At 31.0% G+C, this 5,757-nt stretch carries 5 protein-coding genes; all 5 read right to left on the bottom strand.

Annotation, left to right across the window (positions count from 1 at the left end; all coding sequences use genetic code 11):
• A partial coding sequence (locus tag VJ881_03295; GenBank protein ID HKL75070.1) for a tripartite tricarboxylate transporter permease occupies positions 1 to 1,364 on the bottom strand: 1,364 nt, incomplete at its 3' end.
• Between the two features lie 31 nt (positions 1,365 to 1,395).
• The gene (locus tag VJ881_03290) at positions 1,396 to 1,854 is read right to left on the bottom strand and encodes a tripartite tricarboxylate transporter TctB family protein (GenBank protein HKL75069.1); all 459 of its coding nucleotides are present in this window, start codon (positions 1,852 to 1,854) and stop codon (positions 1,396 to 1,398) included.
• A gap of 12 nt (positions 1,855 to 1,866) precedes the next feature.
• Positions 1,867 to 2,883 (bottom strand): tripartite tricarboxylate transporter substrate binding protein, encoded by a 1,017-nt coding sequence (locus VJ881_03285; protein ID HKL75068.1) that lies wholly within the window; start codon positions 2,881 to 2,883, stop codon positions 1,867 to 1,869.
• Positions 2,884 to 3,013: 130 nt separating this feature from the next.
• A complete protein-coding gene (locus VJ881_03280; protein ID HKL75067.1) occupies positions 3,014 to 5,398 on the bottom strand; it encodes an ATP-binding protein in 2,385 nt (794 codons plus the stop codon).
• A 202-nt stretch (positions 5,399 to 5,600) separates the two neighbouring features.
• Positions 5,601 to 5,720 carry a PhoU domain-containing protein gene (locus VJ881_03275; GenBank protein ID HKL75066.1) on the bottom strand — a complete coding sequence of 40 codons (120 nt, stop codon included), beginning with the start codon at positions 5,718 to 5,720 and terminating at the stop codon, positions 5,601 to 5,603.
• Positions 5,721 to 5,757 lie beyond the last annotated feature (37 nt).

The raw sequence follows: 5,757 nt of genomic DNA, 5'->3' as shown, positions 1-5,757 counted from the left end.
GGGATAGAAGGTACATAGGCAAATGCTCTTCTAAAACTGGGATCCATTATATCTCCAAGTACAAGAGCTAAAACTATCGGGGCAATCGGATAATCATAATTTTTTAATATAAATCCTAAAAATCCAATAATCATCATAACTAAAACATCAAAAATACTATTATTTACAGCATATGATCCTATTACACACAAAACAGAAACAACTGGTAATAATATTTTCTTAGGAATTAATACTACTTTAGATAATCTAGGAACAACTGTTATTCCTAAAATTAACATAGAAATAGAACCTATAAAACCTCCAGCAAGTATTAAATGAAACAACTCAGGAGACTCTGAAAACAAAAGAGGTCCTGGACTTAAACCGTGTACCAAAAAAGCTGCTAAGATAACTGCTGTTACTGCATCTCCGGGTATCCCTAAAGTCAACATAGGTATTAAGGCTCCACCAACACAGGCATTATTAGCTGCTTCACTGGCTACTATTCCTTCTTCCGCTCCTTCTCCAAAAGGTCGAGTAGGATTTTTGACAGTTTTTTTAGCTGAATCATAAGAAATTAAAGCAGCAACAGGTCCTCCACAACCCGGTAAAGCTCCAATAAAAGTACCAATAATAGAAGATCTTATAGATAATGATAAATGTTTTAGCGCCCCTTTAAAATCTGGTTTAACTTTTCCTGCTTTATTTGCAATAGCGGAATAACTTCCTCTATAAATCTGAGTCAAAACTTCAGTGAAGCCAAATAAACCTATTAAAGCAGCTATAAGGTTTATTCCTGCCTGTAAATTAGTAATACCAAAAGAAAATCTGGCTGTCCCCATAATAGCTTCTCTACCAATAGAACTTAAAAACAATCCTATTATTGCACTAATTAAACCTTTAGTATAATCTTTTGCTGTCAAAGCCCCAACTGCTGTCAACCCAAATACAGCAATTAAAAAATAATCTAAAGGACTAAATTGTAAAGCTATATTAGTAATTGGTTTTGCTAAAATGGCCAATAAAAATAATCCAACTAAACTTCCTATAAAAGATTGAAAAGTTGCTATCCATAAAGCTTCAGCCGCTTCACCTTTTTCAGTCATGGGAAAACCATCCAGTTTGGTAATTACAGCTGCCGGAGCTCCTGGTATATTAATCAAAATTGCTGAGACTGCTCCAGAAAAAACACCAGCAACATATAAACCCATAATAAGGGCCATAGCATTTTCAATTGTCCAGGAATAAGTAACTGTCACCAAAATAGCAGTAGCCATAGTAACTGAAAGACCAGGTATAGAGCCAACTAAAAGACCGGAAGTAGCTCCTAAAAAAACTAAGCCTATTAAAGCTGGATTTATTTGTTGTAATATGTCCCAAATCAATTTTTACACCTCCACAAAAATTATATCCCTACTATGGCAGACTTATCCCCAATCCTATACTAAATATCAGATAACTTATCAATGGAGTCAAAATAGAAATTGCTATTAAAATCCAAATTCGTCTTTCACCTATATAAAACATAAAAATAAATAAATATACTATAGAAGATATTATAAAACCTAAATAACTTAAAGCCCATAAGTATATAAGAGAAATCATTACAATAAAAATCACATTTAAAAGACTTACTTTGTCAATATTATCATAATTTATGTTTTTTCCTGATTTTTTCACTTCTTTATAACCTCTAATAATTAAGTTTAATGATAATATTAATAGAACTCCACCAAATAACGCCGGAAATATACCAGGACTAAGAAAAGATTCTCCAAAATCTCTCATATTATAAGCTCTATTAATAATAAAAATAGAAAAAATCAAAAATATTAAACCCTGAACAAAAAGAGAATTTTTTATTAATTTTTTCATTTAACTCACCTTCTAATCTTCATATCTAGGTATATCAAACTTCTCCGGACTATATTCTGTTGCTCCTGCTTCATATAGCATCCAGTTCACAAGTGATTTCCAGTCTTTCCAGTAATTTGTAACTTCCTTACCTGTTAGCTGATCCATTCTTTTGTAATGATTATTACTTGTAAATTCAATCCATCCCTTAGCTGAAGCAGCCTTTTTTGCTGCCTTTTTTAAAACTTCGATTCGTTCTTCCGGGGTGCCTTTTTTGACAAGTAAACAATTGGGAAAATCAAGTGGTAAATATGGTTTTAATTCTGGTAAAGCTTTAGTTAAAGGTGGGGCATCCACTTTATCAGAAGGTTTCTCATCTAATACGGCAAGTACTCTCAGGTCACCTTTTTTAATATAATCCAGCACAGTGGATAAATTAGCAAGAGTAAAATCTACTCTTCCACTTATCGTTTCAATCATAGCTTCATGGCCTCCGCCAGCAGGTATTTTCCTGAGCTTCAAATTAGCTTTTTCCAATAAAAGACCTAGAATATGCCCACTTGCCCCAGGGCCAGAATAAGACATTTTGATATCTCCTGGATTATCTTTAATATCTGCTATCAATTGATTAATATTCTTATATGGGGAATCTTCAGGAACTACCAATACTCTTTCTGCTGCAACTAACATCATAATTGGTTCAAAATCTTCAAAACTTAACTCACTCATTCCCATGACCTGAAAAGTGGCAGGGGTCTCAGCAGATAATAATACTGTATAACCATCTGCTTTTTTACTGTAAGCAGCTTCTGTCCCAACTGCTCCAGAAGCACCAGGTCTATTTACAATTGTAATTGATTGCTCCAGACTTTTTTCAAAATGAGGAGCAAAAGCACGAGCAGTTGTATCAGTTATTCCTCCAGAACTCCAGGGAACAATCAAATCTATTGCTTTGTTAGGATAATCTACAGCATAAATATTAAATGAAAAAACAAATAATAAAATTCCTACTAAAATTAAATTGAAAAATATTTTTTTAATATTATACATTATTTTTACCTCCCAGTTTATTTTACAATAAACATATTATCATAACTAAGACATTATTGAAAATCAAAAAGAAAACCCCCGAAAAATCGGAGGTTTAAAAAATTATTGACTTTTAAATAATCTGAATTTATTAATCATCGCCTTCTTCACTTCCAAACTGACTTGCTTTTTCTGCAATATCTTTTAATACTTCATTAACTTTTTCATGTACTTCCTTAGCAGGTTTATTAAACATTAATTCAATAGCTTCATCAATATCTTCTATACTGTAAATATGAAATTCATCATTTTTTACTGCTTTAATAACTTCATCTTTTAACATTAGATTATCTTTATTTTGCTCGGGGATTATTACACCCTGTTTTCCATTTAAACCTTTTATCTTACAGGTTTTATAATACCCTTCAATTTTTTGGTTAACTCCACCAATTGGTTGTACCTTACCTTTTTGATTCATAGAACCTGTAATAGCAATATCCTGGCGTAAAGGATAGGTTGAAATAGCAGAAAGCAATACTAATAGTTCAGCACAGGAAGCACTATCTCCATCTATTCCTCCATAACTTTGTTCAAAAGCAAGAGAAGCAGATAAGGTAAGAGGCTTTTCTCTAGCATATTTTTCTCCCAAAAATCCAGCTAAAATCATAACTCCTTTATTATGAATTTTACCACTCATATCTGCTTTTCTTTCTATATTTATTATACCTTTTTTTCCCATATAGGTTCGGGCAGTTATCCGGGAAGGTTTACCAAAAGCATATTCTCCAGTTTGATAAACAGAAAGGCCATTAATCTGTCCACTTTCTTTTCCTTGCACATCCACTAAAATATGTTCTTTAGCAATCATTTCTCTTATTTTTTCTTCACTTAAATTTGATCTTTCTTCTTTTTTATCTAAAGCTTTTTTTACATCTTCCATTTCTACATACTCATGCCCAGCCATCTTAGCCCAGGTATTAGACTCATATAAAACTTCCATAATATCATTAAAGCGAGTAGTTAATTTTTCCTTATCTCCAGCCAGTCTACTACTGTATTCAATAACTCTACATACTGCTTCTTTTTTAAATTGTTTAATATTTTCTCTTTTACTTATAAAAGAAATAAATGAAGCAAATTTTTGCACATTTTCGGGATTTCTTTCCATTTCAATATCAAAGTCTGCTTTTATCTTAAATAATTTTTTAAACTCTTCATCATAATTATAAAGGAGTTGATAAATCATTGGATTGCCAATCATTATTACTTTAAGATCAATATCTATAGCTTCAGGTTTTAAAGTTTTAACAGGTATTGACCTGTATTGTTCACCAATGTTTTCAACCACAACTTCTTCATTAATTAATGTCCTTTTTAAAGTATCCCAGGATAGCGGACTTGTTAAGACATCACGGGCCTGTAATATCAAATAACCTCCATTAGCTTTATGAATAGCACCACTTTTTATCATAGTAAAATCAGTAGTTATTGCCCCAAACTGACTTTTCCCTTCAGTTTTTCCAAAAAGATTATAATAAGTTGGATTAGTTTCATTAATAACTGGAGCACCTTCAGTATCTGAATTATCTACAAGTAAATTTATTTTATATCTCTTAAAAAATGAACCATTATCATCTTGAGGAACTGCAAATGGAAATTGTTGTTGCTTATCCTCATCTTTATCTTTAAATTTATTAAGATTATCTACAATATCTTCTTTTACATTATCAAGATAACCAGTTACTTCCTCACACCCCTTATATTCTTCTTTTAAATTAGCAACTATAGGCTCAATTATGGATAATCCTATTTTCTTTTCTATTTCTTTTAATTTTTCCTGAGCATCAGTTTTTAACTTTCTTATTTGTCTCATTTTATTTTCCATTTCCTGTTTTATAGTCGCATTTTTATCTCTCATTTCCTGTTTTTCCTCTTCAGAAAGTTTTTGATAATCTTCCTGTTCTAAGGGATTTCCATCTTCATCAATAGGTACAGGTACAGGACCCTGAGGGGTATTTTTTAATGCATACCCATCTTTTTGTATCTTTTTTTCAAATTCTTCCATTATTCTATTAGATTTTTTTTGGTATTCACTCATGATTTGATTCTTCTTTTCTTCGTATTCTTCCCCTTCAAAAGCAGCAGGAATTTCTTCTTTAAGTTCTTCTATTAACTGTTCCATATCTTTTTTTAGCTTTTTTCCTGTTCCTGGAGGCAGCTTTAGGGCCTGAGGTTTTTCAGAGTTTTCAAAATTATATACATAACATAAATCAGGAGGAATTTCTTTGTCTTTAGACTTATCTTCAGTAGCTTTTTTTGCAAAGGTACTTTTTCCTGTACCTGGTAAACCGGTCATAAATATATTATATCCTTCTTTTTCTACATTTAATCCAAAATCAACTGCTTCTACAGCTCTATTTTGTCCAATTATACCTTCTTCAAAAGGTTCAAGTTCTTCAGTTGAAGAAAAATCAAAATCAGATAATTGACAACTGCCTTTTAATTTTTCTATATCAATTTTCTTTTCTTTACTCATATATTCCCCTCCCAATCTTGCTAATATTTTCTAAATTTTAATTATAATTTTAATTATACTTGCCTTATATTTATAAGTTCTTTATTAAAGTTTCATTTCCTTCTTTAAATTTTTTTAAATATATAAAACGGCTCTCCCATATTTAATAACAGGAAAAGCCGTTTAAATTTCTTTATTTATTTTTTTAATATATTTTTCTACTTTAATACTTCACCCGTTTATCTGTAACAATAAATATTGTTTCCTCACCAATATTAGTAGCGTGGTCACCAATTCTCTCAAGAGATTTAGCAACATTAATAAATTGTATAACTTGATTTATTTTTTTAGTTCCTTCATGATCATCAATAAGTTTTACA

The organism is Halanaerobiales bacterium, from assembly GCA_035270125.1.
Taxonomy (GTDB): domain Bacteria; phylum Bacillota; class Halanaerobiia; order Halanaerobiales; family DATFIM01; genus DATFIM01.
Note: the sequence above shows the minus strand (reverse complement) of the source record. Positions and strands in the feature narration are given on the sequence as shown.